This is a genomic window from Streptococcus sp. 544, assembly GCF_013277385.1.
In the GTDB taxonomy this organism is placed as follows: Bacteria; Bacillota; Bacilli; order Lactobacillales; family Streptococcaceae; genus Streptococcus; species Streptococcus mitis_BA.
On sequence record NZ_VMMU01000006.1, the window covers coordinates 34,364 to 53,255 of the forward strand.

General features: G+C 37.6%; 19 protein-coding genes and 1 pseudogene. 17 read left to right on the top strand and 3 right to left on the bottom strand.

Annotated features, from left to right (window positions below; all coding sequences use genetic code 11):
- Positions 1 to 14 precede the first annotated feature (14 nt).
- The gene (gene rnz / locus HT728_RS02815; protein ID WP_138700711.1) at positions 15 to 944 is read left to right on the top strand and encodes a ribonuclease Z; all 930 of its coding nucleotides are present in this window, start codon (positions 15 to 17) and stop codon (positions 942 to 944) included.
- Between the two features lie 20 nt (positions 945 to 964).
- A complete protein-coding gene (locus HT728_RS02820; protein WP_173233670.1) occupies positions 965 to 1,720 on the top strand; it encodes an SDR family oxidoreductase in 756 nt (251 codons plus the stop codon).
- A gap of 53 nt (positions 1,721 to 1,773) precedes the next feature.
- On the opposite strand, the gene HT728_RS02825 is transcribed toward HT728_RS02820, so the two are convergent.
- On the bottom strand, positions 1,774 to 2,682 hold the full coding sequence (locus HT728_RS02825; RefSeq protein WP_173233672.1) for a LysR family transcriptional regulator: 909 nt from the start codon (positions 2,680 to 2,682) through the stop codon (positions 1,774 to 1,776).
- 62 nt (positions 2,683 to 2,744) lie between these two features.
- Here HT728_RS02825 and HT728_RS02830 point away from each other — a divergent pair, with 62 nt between their 5' ends.
- The 3 genes from HT728_RS02830 (at position 2,745) to HT728_RS02840 (ending at position 3,714) form a co-directional block, all read left to right on the top strand.
- Positions 2,745 to 3,014 carry a YqgQ family protein gene (locus tag HT728_RS02830; RefSeq protein WP_033689072.1) on the top strand — a complete coding sequence of 90 codons (270 nt, stop codon included), beginning with the start codon at positions 2,745 to 2,747 and terminating at the stop codon, positions 3,012 to 3,014.
- Entirely contained in the window at positions 3,014 to 3,394 is a 381-nt protein-coding gene (locus HT728_RS02835; RefSeq protein WP_000259256.1) for a rhodanese-like domain-containing protein, read from the top strand. The genes HT728_RS02830 and HT728_RS02835 overlap by 1 nt, the downstream gene beginning before the upstream one ends.
- Positions 3,395 to 3,480: 86 nt before the next feature.
- Entirely contained in the window at positions 3,481 to 3,714 is a 234-nt protein-coding gene (locus HT728_RS02840; RefSeq protein ID WP_001088017.1) for a hypothetical protein, read from the top strand.
- 41 nt (positions 3,715 to 3,755) lie between these two features.
- Here HT728_RS02840 and HT728_RS02845 read toward each other — a convergent pair whose 3' ends face one another.
- Entirely contained in the window at positions 3,756 to 4,481 is a 726-nt protein-coding gene (locus HT728_RS02845) for a 16S rRNA pseudouridine(516) synthase (RefSeq protein ID WP_173233674.1), read from the bottom strand.
- 161 nt (positions 4,482 to 4,642) lie between these two features.
- Between HT728_RS02845 and typA the strand changes: the two genes are divergently transcribed.
- The 12 genes from typA (at position 4,643) to HT728_RS02905 (ending at position 18,448) form a co-directional block, all read left to right on the top strand.
- Positions 4,643 to 6,484, top strand: coding sequence for a translational GTPase TypA (gene typA, locus HT728_RS02850; RefSeq protein ID WP_000164108.1), 1,842 nt, complete (start codon positions 4,643 to 4,645; stop codon positions 6,482 to 6,484).
- Positions 6,485 to 6,503: 19 nt separating this feature from the next.
- A complete protein-coding gene (locus tag HT728_RS02855; RefSeq protein ID WP_000262803.1) occupies positions 6,504 to 6,758 on the top strand; it encodes a DUF3165 family protein in 255 nt (84 codons plus the stop codon).
- Between the two features lie 490 nt (positions 6,759 to 7,248).
- A complete protein-coding gene (locus HT728_RS02860; protein WP_173233676.1) occupies positions 7,249 to 9,270 on the top strand; it encodes a bacteriocin-associated integral membrane family protein in 2,022 nt (673 codons plus the stop codon).
- Between the two features lies 1 nt (position 9,271).
- Entirely contained in the window at positions 9,272 to 9,913 is a 642-nt protein-coding gene (locus HT728_RS02865) for an ABC transporter ATP-binding protein (protein WP_000571287.1), read from the top strand.
- 209 nt (positions 9,914 to 10,122) lie between these two features.
- Positions 10,123 to 11,475 carry a UDP-N-acetylmuramoyl-L-alanine--D-glutamate ligase gene (murD, locus tag HT728_RS02870; RefSeq protein WP_173233678.1) on the top strand — a complete coding sequence of 451 codons (1,353 nt, stop codon included), beginning with the start codon at positions 10,123 to 10,125 and terminating at the stop codon, positions 11,473 to 11,475.
- Between the two features lies 1 nt (position 11,476).
- The gene (locus HT728_RS02875; protein WP_101514392.1) at positions 11,477 to 12,535 is read left to right on the top strand and encodes a UDP-N-acetylglucosamine--N-acetylmuramyl-(pentapeptide) pyrophosphoryl-undecaprenol N-acetylglucosamine transferase; all 1,059 of its coding nucleotides are present in this window, start codon (positions 11,477 to 11,479) and stop codon (positions 12,533 to 12,535) included.
- A 9-nt stretch (positions 12,536 to 12,544) separates the two neighbouring features.
- Complete coding sequence (locus HT728_RS02880) at positions 12,545 to 13,756, top strand: cell division protein FtsQ/DivIB (RefSeq protein WP_101514393.1); 1,212 nt, start codon at positions 12,545 to 12,547, stop codon at positions 13,754 to 13,756.
- A gap of 274 nt (positions 13,757 to 14,030) precedes the next feature.
- A complete protein-coding gene (locus HT728_RS10725; protein WP_001153671.1) occupies positions 14,031 to 14,153 on the top strand; it encodes a hypothetical protein in 123 nt (40 codons plus the stop codon).
- Between the two features lie 391 nt (positions 14,154 to 14,544).
- A complete protein-coding gene (locus HT728_RS02885) occupies positions 14,545 to 15,342 on the top strand; it encodes a hypothetical protein (protein WP_001815388.1) in 798 nt (265 codons plus the stop codon).
- Positions 15,326 to 16,699 carry a ThiF family adenylyltransferase gene (locus tag HT728_RS02895; RefSeq protein WP_188110183.1) on the top strand — a complete coding sequence of 458 codons (1,374 nt, stop codon included), beginning with the start codon at positions 15,326 to 15,328 and terminating at the stop codon, positions 16,697 to 16,699. The genes HT728_RS02885 and HT728_RS02895 overlap by 17 nt, the downstream gene beginning before the upstream one ends.
- A gap of 209 nt (positions 16,700 to 16,908) precedes the next feature.
- A complete protein-coding gene (locus HT728_RS02900) occupies positions 16,909 to 17,742 on the top strand; it encodes an ABC transporter ATP-binding protein (protein ID WP_078836279.1) in 834 nt (277 codons plus the stop codon).
- The gene (locus HT728_RS02905) at positions 17,735 to 18,448 is read left to right on the top strand and encodes an ABC transporter permease (protein WP_000919275.1); all 714 of its coding nucleotides are present in this window, start codon (positions 17,735 to 17,737) and stop codon (positions 18,446 to 18,448) included. The genes HT728_RS02900 and HT728_RS02905 overlap by 8 nt, the downstream gene beginning before the upstream one ends.
- Positions 18,449 to 18,650: 202 nt before the next feature.
- On the opposite strand, the pseudogene HT728_RS10770 reads toward HT728_RS02905, so the two are convergent.
- Positions 18,651 to 18,875: pseudogene (locus HT728_RS10770) on the bottom strand (IS30 family transposase); the annotation flags it as partial.
- Positions 18,876 to 18,892: the final 17 nt, after the last annotated feature.

The window sequence follows — 18,892 nt, forward strand, 5'->3', positions numbered from 1 at the left end:
TTAGAAAGTATCGAATGGATATTCAATTTTTAGGAACGGGGGCTGGTCAGCCCTCTAAAGCCCGCAACGTTTCAAGTCTCGCCCTGAAACTCTTGGACGAGATTAACGAAGTCTGGCTCTTTGACTGTGGAGAAGGAACGCAAAATCGCATTCTGGAAACCACAATTCGACCACGTAAGGTCAGCAAAATCTTTATTACCCACCTACATGGAGACCACATCTTTGGCTTGCCAGGTTTCCTATCTAGCCGTGCCTTTCAGGCCAATGAAGAGCAGACAGATTTGGAAATCTATGGACCGCAAGGGATCAAGTCCTTTGTCTTAACCAGTCTTCGTGTGTCAGGTTCGCGCCTGCCTTACCGTATTCATTTTCATGAGTTTGACCAAGATTCTCTAGGTAAAATCCTTGAGACCGATAAATTCACGGTGTATGCAGAGGAGTTGGATCATACTATTTTCTGTGTTGGCTATCGTGTCATTCAAAAGGACTTGGAAGGAACGCTGGATGCTGAAAAGCTCAAGGCGGCAGGTGTCCCATTTGGCCCACTTTTTGGAAAAATTAAAAACGGTCAGGACGTTGTTCTCGAAGATGGGACTGAAATCAAGGCAGCTGACTATATCTCAGCTCCCCGTCCGGGTAAGATTATCACTATTTTAGGAGACACTCGAAAAACGGATGCTAGTGTGCGTCTGGCTGTCAATGCCGACGTCCTAGTTCATGAGTCCACTTATGGCAAGGGCGATGAAATAATTGCTCGTAATCATGGTCATTCTACTAACATGCAAGCTGCACAAGTAGCGGTAGAAGCAGGTGCCAAACGACTATTGCTCAACCATATCAGTGCTCGCTTTCTATCAAAAGATATCAGCAAGCTCAAGAAAGATGCGGCAACGATTTTTGAAAACGTCCATGTGGTCAAGGATTTGGAAGAAGTGGAAATCTAGCAGTCACAGAAAGGATAAGTATGCCTACTATTCTCATTACCGGAGCTAGCGGTGGTCTAGCTCAAGAAATGGTCAAACTCCTGCCAGATGACCAGCTCATCTTGCTTGGTAGAAATAAGGAAAAATTAGCCCAACTCTACGGAGACCATCCCCATGCAGAATTGATTGAAATAGACATTACCGATGACTCAGCTTTAGAATCTCTGGTAACTGATCTCTATCTCCGCTATGGCAAGATTGATGTCTTGATTAACAACGCTGGTTACGGGATTTTTGAGGAATTTGACCAGATTTCTGACCAAGATATTCACCAGATGTTCGAGGTTAATACCTTTGCCCTGATGAATCTGTCTCGTCGCCTTGCAGCTCGTATGAAGGAAAGCCGAAAAGGTCATATCATCAATATCGTCAGCATGGCAGGTTTAATCGCTACTGGCAAGTCCAGTCTCTACTCAGCAACCAAGTTTGCGGCTATTGGTTTTTCAAATGCCTTACGCCTCGAACTCATACCCTATGGAGTCTATGTGACGACAGTCAATCCAGGACCAATCCGAACAGGATTTTTTGACCAGGCCGACCCAGATGGCACCTATCTCAAGTCGGTTGAACGCTTCCTGTTGAAACCAGATGCAGTGGCTAAAAAGATTGTCAAGATTATAGGAAAAAACAAACGAGAACTCAATCTTCCTGTTTTGTTGAATCTAGCCCATAAGTTTTATACTCTCTTTCCCAAGCTAGCTGATAAGTTGGCAGGGGAAACTTTTAATTATAAGTAAAAAGAACCAATATGCAGGTTGTTGCTAGCCTACATATTGGTTCTTATGATTTCTCAACTATCAAACTGGACTTCTTCTAGTAGATAGTCGATAAAGCGTTCGCCCATCTTAGATAGGCTGGTTTTCTCATGCTGGATATAGACCAGTTCAATTGGGTCATCAATATCCAGTGGGATAGAAACGATATTGTCTCCGTTGAGGTTGCTGTTCAAAATCCCTGTTGCAATGGTATATCCATCCAAACCAATCAAGAGATTAAAGAGGGTAGCACGGTCGCTGACTACGATGGATTTCTTGTGGTGTTCTTGGGAAAGAATCTCTTCTGAAAAGTAGAAGGAGTTGTGCGTCCCTTGGTCATAGCTGAGATAAGGGAAGTTTTCCAAATCAGATAGTTTGACCTTGTCTTTCTTTGCCAGAGGATTGGTCTTGCTGACAAAGATATGCGGTTGTGCTGTGAAGAGATGGTGAGCCAGCAGCTGATTGTCATCCAGCATCTTGGTTAAAACATCACGGTTGTAGCTGTTCAAAAATAGGACACCGACCTCACTACGGAAGTTCTTGACGTCATCGATAATTTCCCAAGTACGAGTTTCACGAAGGAAGAGTTCGTATTTTTCCATATCGCTTTTCTTGAGTAGCGATACAAAGGCATTGACCACAAAGGCATAGTGTTGAGACGAAACGCTAAAGAGTTCACGGTGGGCGACAGGATTTTTATAGCGTTCCTCCAGAAGCTGAGTTTGCTCGACAACCTGACGGGCATAAGAGAGAAACTCCATTCCATCACGGGTCAGGGTAATGCCCTTGGGATTGCGGATAAAGATTTCAATACCCATTTCATTTTCCAAATCTCTCACAGCATTGGAAAGACTCGGCTGAGTGATAAAGAGTTGCTTGGCTGCCTCATTCATGGAGCCAGTTTCGACGATTTTGATAATATAATGTAATTGTTGAATTCTCATGTTTTTATTGTACCACACTTGCGTCAGAATCGCCAAGGAAGATAGGAAAATCAAGGTATTGTGTGAGTCTCTTCTTGAAAAAAACACAAAAATTTGCTAGAATGAGTCTTATGAAAACATTCTATGATGTGCAGCAATTCCTCAAACGATTTGGTATTATTGTTTATATGGGAAAACGCTTATATGATATTGAACTGATGAAGTTGGAACTCTCTCGGATTTACGATGCAGGGCTGATGGACAAACTGGATTATCTGGAAGCGGAAGCGGTTCTTCGCAGAGAGCACAAGGTAGAATTGGATTATATTGAGAAAAATGGAGAAAAGAACTAATGGTTACTTGGATTTTGTGGGCACTTATACTGGCAATGTTGGCGTGGATGGGCTTTAACTATCTTCGTATTCGCCGTGCGGCTAAAATTGTGGATAATGAGGAATTTGAAGCCTTGATTCGTACAGGTCAATTGATTGATTTGCGCGACCCAGCAGAATTCCACAGAAAACATATCCTTGGTGCCCGCAATATTCCTTCAAGTCAGTTGAAGACTAGTCTTGCAGCCCTTCGTAAGGATAAACCTGTCCTTCTTTACGAAAACCAACGTGCGCAACGTGTCACAAATGCAGCCCTTTACTTGAAAAAACAAGGTTTTTCTGAGATTTATATCCTTTCTTATGGTTTGGATTCTTGGAAAGGGAAAGTGAAGACTAGCTAACATTCTGTAAAAATCTGTCGAATGATAGATAAAGCTAGCATTTTATGGTATCATCATTTATATTAATTTTAAGGAGATTTTATAATATGAATTCACAAGAAAAGAAAAAACCTTCACTTATTTTAGGTATCTTATCTATCGTCCTTGGTTTGCTTTCTCCAATAGTGAGTCTGATTTTGGGGATCATAGGATTGGTTTTGGCTTTTTCATACCAAAAAGAATCTGGACTGGACTATAAAACAGAAAAAATTCTCAACATCGTAGGACTTGTAGTTTCTGTTCTTAACTGGATTCTAACAATCGCAGTAGTTTTTAGATAAGCAAAAAACAAAAAAGCTTTAAATTTAAAGCTTTTTTTATTTTATCGACTCATCTCTAAATAGTTTTTAATGATTTGTAACTCTTTTTGGTTCAAAGGGAGGTAGTTACCTTCTGCTAAATCTGGGTTCAATGTAAAGTCCCCAAATTGGCTTCTCTTGAGGCTAGTCACCTTAACACCAACCGAGAGGAACATTTTCTTGATTTGATGAAATTTTCCTTCTGAAATGGTGATAGAGGCTTGACTGAGGGAGGGACTTGCAGATAGAATCTCTAGTTTTGCGGGTTTACAGACAGTACCATCTAAAAAGACAATTCCCTTTTGAAAGGCTTGGATATGGTCAGGTGTCAGAAGTCCATTAACCTCAACCTGATAAGTTTTATCGACATGATATTGGGGATGGAGGAGCTGAAAGCCCAAGGGACCGTTATCGGTCACGAGGAGGAGACCAGTCGTATCTCGGTCCAGTCGACCGACGGCATAGAGTTTATCAGACTGGATGTCAGTTGGAAGGAGATCCATAACGGTTGGGAGTTCCTTGTCTTTATTGGCTGTCACGACACCGGCAGGTTTATGAAGCATGAGGTAGGTGTGTTCATATCCTTGAATGATTCGGTCCTGAAAAAGGAGTTCTTGTAGTCCTGTATCGATATTTTGGGCTAGGGAGCGGGCTGGGCAACCATCGACGAGAATATCCCCTTTAAGTAAGGCTTGCTTCATGGCCTTTCGACTGATTTTTTCTTGGGCTAATAAATTATCTAAACGCATACTGTGCCTATCTTATCATAAGTTGTTTGCTTTGAAAAGACTTGACGTGAAAAGAAAAGCAGAGTGAAAACATTTACACTTGCTTGAGTTATGTTATTTACTTGAAAATATGGTATAATCGTTCAGTTAGAAAATAAATTTTGAATACTATAGAGGAAATCATGACAAAATTAAGAGAAGATATCCGTAACATTGCGATTATCGCCCACGTTGACCACGGTAAAACAACCCTCGTTGACGAATTGTTGAAACAATCAGAAACGCTTGATGCACGTACTGAATTGGCTGAGCGTGCTATGGACTCAAACGATATCGAGAAAGAGCGTGGAATTACCATCCTTGCTAAAAATACAGCCGTTGCCTACAACGGAACTCGTATTAACATCATGGACACACCAGGACACGCGGACTTCGGTGGAGAAGTTGAGCGTATCATGAAAATGGTTGACGGTGTTGTCTTGGTCGTAGATGCCTACGAAGGAACAATGCCACAGACTCGTTTTGTATTGAAAAAAGCCTTGGAACAAGATCTTGTCCCAATCGTGGTTGTTAACAAAATCGATAAACCATCAGCTCGTCCAGCTGAAGTAGTGGACGAAGTCTTGGAACTTTTCATCGAGCTTGGTGCAGATGACGACCAGCTTGATTTCCCAGTGGTTTATGCTTCAGCGATCAACGGAACTTCTTCATTGTCAGATGATCCAGCTGACCAAGAAGCTACTATGGCACCAATCTTTGACACGATTATCGACCATATTCCAGCTCCAGTAGACAACTCAGATGAGCCTTTGCAGTTCCAAGTATCACTTTTGGACTACAATGACTTCGTTGGACGTATCGGTATCGGTCGTGTCTTCCGTGGTACTGTTAAGGTTGGGGACCAAGTTACCCTTTCTAAACTTGACGGTACAACTAAAAACTTCCGTGTTACAAAACTCTTCGGTTTCTTTGGTTTGGAACGTCGTGAAATTCAAGAAGCTAAAGCGGGTGACTTGATTGCCGTTTCAGGTATGGAAGACATCTTTGTCGGCGAAACCATTACTCCGACAGACGCAATCGAAGCTCTTCCAATCCTACACATCGATGAGCCAACTCTTCAAATGACTTTCTTGGTCAACAACTCACCATTTGCTGGTAAAGAAGGTAAATGGGTAACTTCTCGTAAGGTGGAAGAACGCTTGCAGGCAGAATTGCAAACAGACGTTTCCCTTCGTGTTGACCCAACTGATTCACCAGATAAATGGACTGTTTCAGGACGTGGAGAATTGCACTTGTCAATCCTTATCGAAACAATGCGTCGTGAGGGATATGAACTTCAAGTATCTCGTCCAGAAGTTATCGTAAAAGAAATCGACGGTGTCAAATGCGAACCATTTGAACGTGTTCAAATCGACACTCCAGAAGAATACCAAGGATCTGTTATCCAAAGCCTTTCTGAACGTAAGGGTGAAATGTTGGATATGATTTCAACTGGTAACGGTCAAACTCGGTTGGTCTTCCTTGTTCCAGCGCGTGGGTTGATCGGTTACTCAACTGAGTTCTTGTCAATGACTCGTGGTTACGGTATCATGAACCATACCTTCGACCAATACTTGCCATTGATTCCAGGGGAAATTGGTGGTCGTCACCGTGGTGCCCTTGTTTCTATCGATGCTGGTAAGGCTACAACTTACTCAATCATGTCTATCGAAGAACGTGGTACGATCTTTGTCAACCCAGGTACTGAGGTTTATGAAGGAATGATCATCGGTGAAAACTCTCGTGAGAACGACTTGACAGTTAACATCACTAAGGCGAAACAAATGACCAACGTTCGTTCAGCTACTAAGGACCAAACAGCTGTTATCAAGACACCTCGTATCTTGACCCTTGAAGAATCTCTTGAGTTCTTGAACGACGACGAGTACATGGAAGTAACGCCTGAGTCTATCCGTTTGCGTAAACAAATCCTTAACAAAGCAGAGCGTGAGAAAGCTAACAAGAAGAAAAAATCAGCTGAATAAGAGCTAGAAAGAGAGAAAGATGGTCTATTTAGTCCTAGGGATTTTACTGCTCCTACTCTATGTATTTGCGACACCAGAAAGCATTAAAGGGACAGTCAATATCGTCGCTATGGTATGTATTTTAGTGGCACTTTTGGTTTTGTTGGCTCTATCTTTTCTGAAAATTTTTCAATTACCAACAGAAATATTCCTAGCAATAGCCATGTTAATCCTAGCTTACTTTAGTGTGAGAGACATCACACTCATGCCAGTCAAAAAAAGTAAAAGAAGATAAAAAGAGAGTTTCGGCTCTCTTTTTTTGGTAGGAATTTTACAATAGTTTGAATTGTTTTTTTACTATAACATCACCTCTTTTGCTTGGATAATATGAATGGGAAAAACTTGAATAAAATTCGTTAATGACATCTATTTTTAAGGGAACTGTAAAATTCTATTACTAATGATATTTTAGCAAAATATATTGACAGATTATATAGAAAGTGATATATTTACGGTATAAGAAACCGATTTCAAAATAAGAAAGGATTAAATTTATACTCAATGAAAATCAAAGAGCAAACTAGGAAACTAGCCGCAGGTTGCTCAANNAAGTCAGTCACATATATAATCCAAGGCGACGTTGACGTGGTTTGAAGAGATTTTTGAAGAGTATTGTTGTCTTGTTGTTCAGGGTGTGATTGATTAAACTAGGAAAATAATTCTAAGAATTTATAAAAGATAAAATCTTTTTCTATAGGGTTATTCTCTTATACAAGGAGTCTACTATGAAGAAATTATTCATATTACTATCAACTTTTTTTCTCAGCTTCTTCCTTGCTTGGATTATTGTCTTACGTGCGCCACAATATTTATATGCAAGCTATGATTCCGTCACCTTACTTCGTGTCAAAAAGGATACTCAGGAGTCGACGCGTGAGGTATTTGAACAGGAATTGGAGAATTTTGCAAACTCAGAACAGAGTTTAATAGCTAGAAGAATTGTAGAGCCGAGTAAGGATGGGACGACTCACTTTACTTATGCAACTTATGGTCAGGGAACTTTACCAAAAGAATTCCAAGAAGCTAGCCAAGAAAGTCGTGAACGTAGTGATCCGCTAAATAGTTATCTCCTTTTGTCAGGCTCCTTGACGAAAGAAAAGCTTGCCGATAAATTAGGAGATTTGGGTTATAAAGCAATTGCTGACCGAAAGACACCTCCCTATACTCTTGCTTTTCGAATATTACTAAATCCACTTATTTTAATTAGTTTAGCAATATTTAGCTTATCTTTCTTTGCTTTAGTGATTATCACTCGGATTAAGGAAATGAGAGCAGCAGGTATAAAACTCTTTTCTGGTCAGACTCTCTTATTCATTATGGGGCATTCTTTATCTACTGATATTAAGTGGCTCCTTCTATCAGCCCTCCTTTCCTTCCTAGGTGGGGGAGTCGTTCTTTTTAGTCAAGGTTTGTTTTATCCTATCTTGTTAGCCACCTATGGTTTTGGGATTAGTTTCTATCTGTTGTTTTTATTGGGTATTTCAATTTTACTAATGCTTCTTTATCTAATGAGTTTGAGTTACAAAGCATTAGTTCCTGTTATTAAAGGGAGATTACCCCTTAAACGCCTGATGATTTTAACCCTATTGTGTCAGTTGGTTGCTGTCTTTACAGTGGGATACGCTGTTAAGACAGGTTTGACGTCTTACCAACGATTGAAAGAACTTGAAATTTCAAAACAAGCATGGCAGGACAGAGCAGACTATTACCAGATTTTCTTTGGCTTAGGTGATAGAGTAAAAGATACAGAAAATCAGAATAAGTGGTATGCCTTTGCCAAGGAAGCAATCGAAGAAGAACAGGCTCTATTTGTAAAAGATAATCTCATTCATTTTGCAAATCCTCAAGGAAAAAATGAACAGGGAGAGACACTGGATACCTATAGTCCAGATGCTAATGTTCTCTATGTCAGCCCAAGTTATTTGGACAAGGAAAAGGTCGTGGTAGATGCTGAGACCAAACAGAAGTTAGTCCATCTTCAAAAAGGAGAATTTGGACTCTTACTACCAGAATCTCTTCGTTCACAGGAAGCAGAACTTAAGAAAGCTTTTGAAGAAAGTTTGAACTATTACGGGCAATCAAGTGAGGAGGCAAGTGCTCCTTTAGAGTATGAAATGAGAGCGATTGTTAGCTATCTTCCAACTGGAGAAAAGCGATTTATTTATAATAACGGTGAAAGTCCAGTATCCATCCAGTACTTAACCGACCCGATTTTAGTTGTATTTACTCCAACATCTACAGGTGATAGTTTCATTTCAAAATCTGTTTGGTCTATCAATGCTGGAAAACAACTCTTTATCAAAGGATATGAGAGTGGGCTAGAACTCTTGAAGAAAGCTGGAATTTATGAGCAAGTATCCTATCTTAAAGAAGGAAGAAGTGTTTATCTAACTCGTTATAATGAAGTTCAAACTGAAACAGCAACTTTAATCTTAGGAGCTATTGTGGGGATAGCTAGTTCCTTGTTACTCTTTTATTCTGTCAATCTTCTATATTTCGAGCAATTCCGTCGAGATATCTTGATTAAACGAATTTCAGGTTTACGATTTTTTGAAACACATGCTCAGTATATGGTTAGCCAATTTGCCAGTTTTGTATTTGGTGCTAGTTTCTTTATTTTAAGCAGTCGAGACTTGGTGATTGGCTTGCTCACTTTATTAGTCTTTCTAGCTAGTGCAGTTTTGACGCTTTACCGTCAAGCTCATAAAGAATCTCGTGTTTCTATGACAATTATGAAAGGAAAATAGGATGATTGAACTAAAGAATATATCTAAAAAATTTGGAAGCCGTCAGCTATTTTCAGATACGAATCTTCATTTTGAAGGTGGGAAAATTTATGCCTTAATTGGTACAAGTGGCTGTGGTAAGACAACACTCTTGAATATGATTGGACGATTAGAGCCATATGACAAAGGGCAAATCATCTATGATGGTACTTCTCTTAAGGACATCAAGCCTTCTGTTTTCTTTAGAGATTACTTGGGATACTTATTTCAAGATTTTGGCTTAATTGAAAGCCAAACCGTCAAAGAGAATCTCAATCTGGGTTTAGTTGGTAAAAAGTTGAAAGAAAAAGAGAAAATGTCTTTGATGAAACAAGCTCTAAACCGTGTTAACCTCTCTTATTTAGATTTAAAGCAACCTATCTTTGAATTATCAGGAGGAGAAGCACAACGTGTTGCACTAGCGAAGATAATTTTAAAGGATCCACCTTTGATTCTCGCAGATGAACCAACCGCTTCACTAGACCCCAAAAACTCTGAGGAATTACTTTCTATCCTAGAATCTTTAAAAAATCCGAATCGAACCATTATTATTGCGACCCACAATCCTCTGATTTGGGAGCAAGTGGACCAAGTCATTCGAGTTACCGATTTATCACATAGATGATATGGTAAGATTCATACTCAATGAAAATCAAAAAGCAAACTAGGAAGCTAGCCGCAGGCTGTACTTGAGTACGGCAAGGCGAAGCTGACGTGGTTTGAATTTGATTTTCGAAGAGTATCAGTTAGAAGAAAGAGTCACAAACACACTTTGTGGCTTTTTTATTTCCATAAAAATGGTAAAATAGTAAGAGTAGAAATGGAGTTTGAGACATGAAAGTAATAGATCAATTTAAAAATAAGAAAGTCCTTGTTTTAGGTTTGGCCAAGTCTGGTGAATCGGCAGCTCGTTTATTGGACAAGCTAGGTGCCATTGTGACAGTAAATGATGGGAAGCCTTTCGAGGACAATCCAGCTGCCCAAAGTTTGCTGGAAGAAGGGATCAAGGTCATTACAGGTGGCCATCCTTTGGAACTTTTGGATGAAGAGTTTGCCCTTATGGTGAAAAATCCAGGTATCCCCTACAGCAATCCCATGATTGAAAAGGCATTGACCAAGGGAATTCCAGTCTTGACTGAGGTGGAATTGGCTTACTTGATTTCAGAAGCACCGATTGTTGGTATTACTGGTTCAAATGGTAAAACAACCACAACGACTATGATTGGGGAAGTTTTGACTGCTGCTGGGCAACATGGTCTTTTATCAGGAAATATCGGCTATCCAGCCAGTCAAGTGGCTCAAACTGCGACAAATAAGGACACTCTTGTTATGGAACTTTCTTCTTTCCAACTCATGGGCGTTCAAAAATTCCATCCTGAGATTGCGGTTATTACCAACCTCATGCCAACTCATATCGACTACCACGGTTCTTTTGAGGAATATGTAGCAGCCAAGTGGAATATCCAGAACAAGATGACAGCGGCTGATTTCCTTGTCTTGAACTTTAACCAAGACTTGACAAAAGAATTGGCTAGCAAAACACAGGCTACTGTTGTACCATTTTCAACACTGGAAAAGGTTGATGGAGCTTATTTGGAAGATGGTCAGCTCTACTTCCGTGGAGAAGTGGTCATGGCAGCGAATGAAATCGGAGTTCCAGGTAGCCACAATGTAGAAAATGCCCTTGCGACCATTGCTGTAGCCAAGCTTCGTGGTGTGGATAACCAAACCATCAAAGAAACTCTTTCAGCCTTTGGTGGTGTCAAACACCGTCTCCAATTTGTGGATGAAATCAAGGGTGTCAAATTCTATAATGATAGCAAGTCAACCAATATCTTGGCTACTCAAAAAGCCTTGTCAGGATTTGACAACAGCAAGGTCATCTTGATTGCAGGTGGTTTGGACCGTGGCAATGAGTTTGACGAACTGGTTCCAGATATTACTGGACTCAAGAAGATGGTCATCCTGGGTCAGTCTGCAGAACGTGTCAAACGGGCAGCAGACAAGGCTGGTGTGGAATATGTGGATGCGACTGATATTGCAGATGCGACCCGCAAGGCCTATGAACTTGCAACTCAAGGAGATGTAGTCCTTCTCAGTCCTGCCAATGCCAGCTGGGATATGTATGCTAACTTTGAAGTACGTGGCGACCTCTTTATCGACACAGTAGCGGAGTTAAAGGAATAATATGAAAAAAATTGTCTTTACAGGTGGGGGGACGGTTGGACACGTTACCCTCAACCTTTTGTTAATGCCCAAGTTCATCGAAGATGGATGGGAAGTCCACTATATCGGAGACAAGCGTGGTATCGAACACCAAGAAATCCTCAAGTCCGGTTTGGATGTTACCTTCCATTCCATTGCGACTGGAAAATTGCGTCGCTATTTCTCTTGGCAAAATATGATGGACGTCTTTAAAGTTGGCTGGGGAATTGTCCAATCGCTCTTTATCATGTTGCGACTTCGTCCACAGGCCCTTTTTTCAAAGGGAGGATTTGTCTCTGTGCCGCCAGTTATCGCAGCGCGTGTTTCAGGAGTTCCTGTCTTTATTCACGAATCTGACCTGTCTATGGGCTTGGCCAATAAAATCGCTTATAAATTTGCGACTAAGATGTATTCAACCTTTGAGCAAGCTTCGAGTTTGTCTAAGGTTGAGCATGTGGGAGCGGTGACAAAGGTTTCAGATCAAAAAAATCCAGAACCCGATGAATTGGTGGATATCCAAACCCACTTTAATCCCCAATTGCCAACTGTATTGTTTGTCGGTGGTTCTGCAGGCGCTCGTGTCTTTAACCAATTGGTGACAGACCATAAGAAAGAACTGACAGAACGCTACAATATTATCAACCTAACTGGAGATTCTAGCCTGAACGAATTGAGCCAAAATCTTTTTCGTGTTGACTATGTGACTGATCTCTATCAACCCTTGATGGAATTGGCTGATATTGTTGTGACACGAGGTGGCGCCAATACGATTTTTGAGCTCTTGGCCATGGCAAAATTACATGTTATTGTGCCACTTGGTCGTGAAGCAAGTCGTGGCGACCAGATTGAAAATGCAGCTTACTTTGTAAAAAAAGGCTATGCAGAAGAGCTTCAAGAAAGCGATTTGACCTTGGATAGTTTGGAAGAGAAGCTTTCTCACTTACTAAGCCACAAGGAAGATTACCAAGTCAAGATGAAAGCTTCTAAGGAATTGAAATCTCTAGCAGATTTTTATCAATTGTTGAAAAAAGATTTATCATAAGGAAAGTAAATGTCAAAAGATAAGAAAAATGAGGGCAAAGAAATCCTCGAAGAATTGAAAGAGTTATCAGAATGGCAGAAACGAAACCAAGAATATCTAAAAAAGAAGGCTGAGGAAGAGGCGGTCCTAGCTGAGGAGAAGGAAAAGGAAAGACAAGCTCGAATGGCTTCAAAATCCGAAGAGTCAGATGAAACTGAGAACCAGAAGAGTGAATCTAATGCAAAGGACCCAGAATCAGCTAAGGAAGAGTCTGAAGAAAAAGTAGAATCCTTAGAGACTGATAAAGAGGAAGAAGAGATAGAAGAATCAGGGTCTAAAGAGAAGGAGGAACAGGATAAAAATCTTGCTAAAAAGGAAAAACCAACCAAAGTAAAGATTCCTGGCCTCCATATCTTGCGAGCTCTAACGATTTTATTTCCAAGTCTGCTTTTATTGATTATCTCTGCCTACCTACTCAGTCCTTATGCGACCATGAAGGATATCCGTGTTGAGGGAACGATGCACACTACGGCTGATGATATCCGACAGGCTTCAGGCATTCAGGATTCGGATTATACGATTAACCTTCTGCTAGACAGGGCAAAATATGAAGAGCAGATTAAGTCTAACTATTGGGTTGAATCAGCTCAGCTTGTTTATCAATTTCCAACCAAGTTTACTATCAAGGTTAAGGAATATGATATTGTTGCCTACTATATTTCTGGTGAAAATCATTATCCTATTCTTTCCAGTGGTCAGCTTGAGACCAGTGCTGTGAGTTTGGTCAGTCTACCAGAAACTTATATATCAGTTCTCTTTAATGATAGTGAACAAATCAAAACCTTTACGTCAGAACTTGCTCAAATTAGCCCAGAACTCAAGGCGGCTATCCAAAAGGTGGAACTAGCTCCCAGCAAGGTCACTTCCGATTTAATTCGATTGACCATGAATGATTCGGACGAAGTCTTGGTTCCTCTATCTGAAATGAGTAAGAAACTGCCTTATTACAGTAAGATTAAGCCTCAATTGTCAGAACCAAGTATGGTCGATATGGAAGCTGGAGTCTACAGCTACACTGTAGCGGATAAATTGATTATGGAAGCAGAAGAAAAAGCTAAAAAAGAGGCCGAAGAAGCTGAGAAAAGGCAGGAAGAGGAACGTAAACGTTTAGAAGAAGAACAGAAAAAACAAGAGGAAGAGAGCAATCGAAACCAAACGACCCAGCGCTCATCGCGTCGCTAGGTTTTACCTTTTCTCCTATAGCTCTTTAGTTGCCATGTTTTTACGTTTAATATTTGACATCTGTTTTTCTTTATGTTATATTTACAATGTAATCGATTACAAAAAAATTTTATGAAGAAGGTAACACATATGTCAGATGAAGTATTCTTATTTGAAGAAATTGAAGAAATCGTAGCCCCTACAGATGGTGAATTTTGGGGGGAGTTTTACTTGGAACTGGGGTAGTTCTCTTAATTGGAGTAGCCTGTTGTTAAAAAGATAGGGAGTGATAATCATGCAAGATAACTTTTTATTTGAGGAAATTGAAGAAATTTCAGTACCAGTTAGTGATTTTTCAGCTGGACTTGCAACAGGTATCGGATTTGGTTTAGCAATCCTTGCTCTTGCTGGTTGTTGAAGTTTGTTCACTTACTAATATCAAGCTTTTTCAATTTCATTTTAGACAGTCATTTGAATTTTCCGTATTAGTCTTGCAGCAAGAGATTAATAGAATTAGTCATTATTTTATTGATTGCGGACTGAGGGACTAGAGTATGTTTTACTTAGCCCCTCTTTTATTTATTAAAGGTTAGGTTTGTTATGAGAATTGTTGATAAGATTAAGATATTACCTACTCCTTATGAGGGACAGTATCATCTATATATACCATCCAGTAAGAAACATGTATTAGTTGGGAAACAGGAAAAAAATGGTTAGAGCAACTAATAGGTCAAGAATTTACCATATCGGACTTATTAGTGTTAGTAGGGAAGAAATATTATTTAAGATTTTATATTGTTCTTAGTAAAATGGGACTTATAGATTCTATGAAATCACGAAAAAAGATAAATATTTTTAAAATATCTTGGGACTTTAATATAACATTATCTGAAAAATTAAACTATAAAAGATTTAATAAGAATTTTGAAAAAATCCTATTTGGTATTTTCCCATTGGCTCTTATTTTGCAATGTTTTATTATGTATATTTATAGGGCGGATATTTTGACTAATTTCCAAAACTTTCCAATAACGCTAAACATTCTTTTATTTTGGTTGCTTGTTGTTATTATATCTGCAACGATACATGAATTTAGTCATGCAATAATTGCTAATAATTATCAAATTGAGATCCCAAATTGTGGAATAATGCTACTTTTGTTTAATTTGGCTTTTTTTGTAGATTTAAGTGGGGTGCAATTCCTAAAAAATAAAAAACAATTTTTGAAAATTATGTTAGCAGGAATTGCTTCAAATTCGATTTTATCACTTACAGGTTTACTTGTTTTATTGTTCACATCGTATAAATTGCTTGGACTCTTATTTTTTATCATTAACTTAGGTATGATTTTTATTAATTCAATTCCTTTTTTTCAGTATGATAGTGGTATTATTTTAAGATACTTGAATTCTAACAATAATAACTTGAATTTTCAATATATAGTTCAACTTTTAATAGCATTTGTTATTATTTATTTCCCTTTGAGTCAACTATTACAATTTTTGACACCTAATATTATTGTTCGTAGTATAGGAGGGGTAGTTGTTTCTATACTGCTTTCTATATTATATATGAGAGGAAGGACGAAATATGTTCTACGTAAATAGTTATGTTTTTGCTTATAAAAAAGAAGGTATAATGTATTTGCGTGGTCGGAGTATGCGGGAAATAGCTATAGAACCTCAAATTTCGCAAGAATTTATCAACGATCTATTTAATAGTTGTAAGGAACTATTAGAGATAGAAGAAGTATTAGGTAGTAAACTAACATTTGAACTATTAAATGAACAAATTTTAATTTCGGATGAGATAGATATTGATAGTAGATATTCTAGAACTAAAGGTTACTATTCGTTATTTTATAATGAAGAGTATAATAAAATACAGAATAAAACAGTATTAGTATTAGGAGCCGGAGCCTTAGGATGTTATATATCTCTAAGTCTAAGTATGTATGGAGTGAGGAAACTTATTGTCGCTGATTACGATATAATAGAACCATCAAATTTAAATAGGCAAATTCTTTATACAGAGTCGGATGTTGGTAAGGAGAAGATTAATGTTCTTTCTCAAAAAATACACAAGTATAATTCAGATGTTCAGGTAGTACCTATTTCTATTAAAGTTTCTTCAGTAGAAGAATTAGAAAACATTGTTGCGGAATATGGGAGTATAGATTTTATCGTTAAAGCAATTGATACGCCCATTGATATTATAAAAATTGTCAATCAATTTGCTGTATCGCATAAGATATCCTACATATCAGGAGGGTTTAATGGATGCTATCTTATTATTGATAATATATATATCCCTACCATCGGTTCTTGCTTTGCTTGTCGGAATATAAACAAAGATATAAATAAGTACACTTTATCTGATAAGACAAAGTGGCCGACTACACCAGAGATGCCTGCTATTTTGGGAGGGATAATGACTAATTTAATAATTAAAATATTTCTGGGATGTTATAATGAAATCCTAATAGATAACGCTTACGTTTATAATATGAGAAATCATGCTCTAAGTCAAGAAAAATATGTTCTGGAAAACGGAGAATGTCCAATTTGTAAAAAAAATAATAAAGTGAAAGATAACAATATTAGAGCGAAAACATTTATTCGTTCAGTTTGTTTTTGCTTATTATCAGGAGGAGTAGCTTTTTTATCTGTTATTGGGCAGTTCACTGTTATAGAAACACAATTAATAGTATTGTTCTTGGGTATTATTTTTGCTATATATTATGCTTACTACAATAAAAATATTCAAACATCATTGGAAAATATAGTATGGCTTTTTTCATCGTTTGAGATTTTATTTTTGCTTGTTAATTTTAGAACATTTATTCAGTTACCAGTGGATATTTTTATTAGTATGATAATATTTTTAATGCTGTGGATATTTATTATGTTAGGTATAGTGTGTCTTAGTTATTATATAACTTTATTATTTAGCAAGGAGGCTTAGTATGTTTAAAAAAATAGGTATAATGAGCATTTGCATATATATAATTATTTTATACTGCTTGAGAATGTATCATATTATCAATAATATTGAAACAATCTTGCTAACGGTTATATGCTTAATGTTATTGTTTTTTTTAAGACGTTTATTTGATAAAGCTAAGTAAATAGATGTTAAGTAAAAATGTAGAATATAAAGGAGGGGCAATGAGTATGATTGAAGTTAGCCATTTATCAAGAAGTTTTGGTGATAAAATAGCTTTAAATGATATAAGTTTCACTGTTAAAGAAGGTCAGATTTTTGGATTTTTAGGACCATCTGGTTCTGGAAAGACCACAACGATTAATATTCTGACTGGGCAGCTCCTTGCCGATAAAGGACAATCTATTATTTTGGGACAAAAATCTCAAAATTTAACAAGCGGTGAATTAAAGAGAATTGGATTGGTTAGCGATACAAGTGGATTTTATGAGAAAATGTCTCTGTATAACAATCTTCTTTTTTATAGTAAATTTTATAATATTAGTAAATCACGTGTTGATAATTTGTTAAAGCGAGTAGGATTATATGATAGTCGCAAGATGGTAGCAGGAAAATTATCCACTGGAATGAGGCAACGAATGCTTTTAGCACGAGCTCTTATCAACAAACCCGCTGTACTCTTTCTGGATGAACCGACCTCAGGTCTAGATCCCACAACTTCTCGAACAATTCATGAGTTAATTTTAGAATTGAAAACAGCAGGGACAACGATTTTTCTAACGACTCATGATATGAATGAAGCAACTCTTTTATGTGATTATGTTGCCTTATTAAATAAAGGGAAATTAGTTGAGCAAGGAGCTCCTTCTGAACTCATTCAAAGATATAATAAAGATAAAAAGATTAAGGTTACAGATTATAATGGGAATCAGATAACTTTTGATTTTACATCACTAGAACAGGTATCTCAGGCTGATCTGGAAAATATTTTTTCAATTCATTCATGTGAGCCTACTTTAGAAGATATTTTTATCACATTAACAGGAGGAAAGCTAAATGCTTAAACGGTTTCTGGCTTTGGTATGGTTGCGTTGTCAAATCATCCTTTCCAATAAGAGTATTTTATTGCAAGTTTTAGTGCCTTTTGCTTTCACATATTTTTATAAATATCTTATGGAAACACAGGGGAAGGTCAACGATCAACAGGCATTAGTTCTTTTGATGATGTGTTTACCTTTTTCTTTGGCTTTGGCTGTTGGAAGTCCTATAACTATTATCTTGTCTGAAGAAAAAGAAAAGTACAATTTACAAACTCTTCTGTTGAGTGGTGTTAAAGGCTCCGAATACATTTTATCAACTATGTTTCTTCCTTTTTTGCTAACTTTTGTGATTATGGGAACTACTCCTCTTATTTTAGGAGTTACAATTGTACATACTTTTAATTATATTACAATCGTTCTTCTAACCTCTTTATCCATCATTTTATTCTATTTATTGATAGGTTTAACCGCGAAGAGCCAAGTAGTAGCTCAGGTTATCAGTCTTCCTGCTATGATTTTAGTTGCTTTCTTACCGATGCTATCTGGTTTGGATAAGACAGTTGCGAAGATAACAGATTATAGTTTTATGGGACTATTTACTAAGTTTTTCACAAAATGGGAGGAATTTTCATGGAATAAAACTCTAATTCCTAATCTAACACTACTTATTTGGATTGTTCTTCTATTAACTTTAATTACGATAACTATTAGGAAAAAGAAAATTTCTTAATTGAGTTATTTTAATGATTATAAACACAAGTGGGAAGGAAAAAATGAACTGATCTTTTTGACAGCAATTCTACAGAATAGTCTTATTGCTATATTTTGATTTGAGTGTACGAAAAAAGAAAAATAACAATAGTGCTCATACTAATTGCAGAAGTTTTGGGTGATAAGATAACTGATAAATTGCAATAAAAAATGCAACATTTTTAAATCTCCTCTATAAGTGCTTCAAAAAGTGCTTCAAAACCTGTCTTGTAATCCAAGTATTTTTGGGGACGGTGATTAATAAGCTAGCAAAGCATCATTAAGGATTTTTTCGGTAATTGTTGCCAAATCGGTTTAAGAAAATACTCACGAAGAAGTCCATTCGCATTCTCATTACTTCCCCTTTGCCAAGATGAATAGGCATCCGCAAAATAAAACAGAATTCCCATTTGTTCAATTAAAG

Coding starts and splice junctions, on each gene's coding strand:
- HT728_RS02855 (WP_000262803.1), top strand. CDS start 6,504: ATGGTCTATTTAGTCCTAGGGATTTTACTGCTCCTACTCTATGTATTT.
- rnz (WP_138700711.1), top strand. CDS start 15: ATGGATATTCAATTTTTAGGAACGGGGGCTGGTCAGCCCTCTAAAGCC.
- HT728_RS02835 (WP_000259256.1), top strand. CDS start 3,014: ATGGTTACTTGGATTTTGTGGGCACTTATACTGGCAATGTTGGCGTGG.
- HT728_RS02860 (WP_173233676.1), top strand. CDS start 7,249: ATGAAGAAATTATTCATATTACTATCAACTTTTTTTCTCAGCTTCTTC.
- HT728_RS02885 (WP_001815388.1), top strand. CDS start 14,545: ATGGGACTTATAGATTCTATGAAATCACGAAAAAAGATAAATATTTTT.
- HT728_RS02845 (WP_173233674.1), bottom strand. CDS start 4,481: ATGCGTTTAGATAATTTATTAGCCCAAGAAAAAATCAGTCGAAAGGCC.
- HT728_RS02825 (WP_173233672.1), bottom strand. CDS start 2,682: ATGAGAATTCAACAATTACATTATATTATCAAAATCGTCGAAACTGGC.
- murD (WP_173233678.1), top strand. CDS start 10,123: ATGAAAGTAATAGATCAATTTAAAAATAAGAAAGTCCTTGTTTTAGGT.
- HT728_RS02840 (WP_001088017.1), top strand. CDS start 3,481: ATGAATTCACAAGAAAAGAAAAAACCTTCACTTATTTTAGGTATCTTA.
- HT728_RS02865 (WP_000571287.1), top strand. CDS start 9,272: ATGATTGAACTAAAGAATATATCTAAAAAATTTGGAAGCCGTCAGCTA.
- HT728_RS02905 (WP_000919275.1), top strand. CDS start 17,735: ATGCTTAAACGGTTTCTGGCTTTGGTATGGTTGCGTTGTCAAATCATC.
- HT728_RS02900 (WP_078836279.1), top strand. CDS start 16,909: ATGATTGAAGTTAGCCATTTATCAAGAAGTTTTGGTGATAAAATAGCT.
- HT728_RS02895 (WP_188110183.1), top strand. CDS start 15,326: ATGTTCTACGTAAATAGTTATGTTTTTGCTTATAAAAAAGAAGGTATA.
- HT728_RS02880 (WP_101514393.1), top strand. CDS start 12,545: ATGTCAAAAGATAAGAAAAATGAGGGCAAAGAAATCCTCGAAGAATTG.
- HT728_RS02820 (WP_173233670.1), top strand. CDS start 965: ATGCCTACTATTCTCATTACCGGAGCTAGCGGTGGTCTAGCTCAAGAA.
- HT728_RS02875 (WP_101514392.1), top strand. CDS start 11,477: ATGAAAAAAATTGTCTTTACAGGTGGGGGGACGGTTGGACACGTTACC.
- HT728_RS10725 (WP_001153671.1), top strand. CDS start 14,031: ATGCAAGATAACTTTTTATTTGAGGAAATTGAAGAAATTTCAGTACCA.
- typA (WP_000164108.1), top strand. CDS start 4,643: ATGACAAAATTAAGAGAAGATATCCGTAACATTGCGATTATCGCCCAC.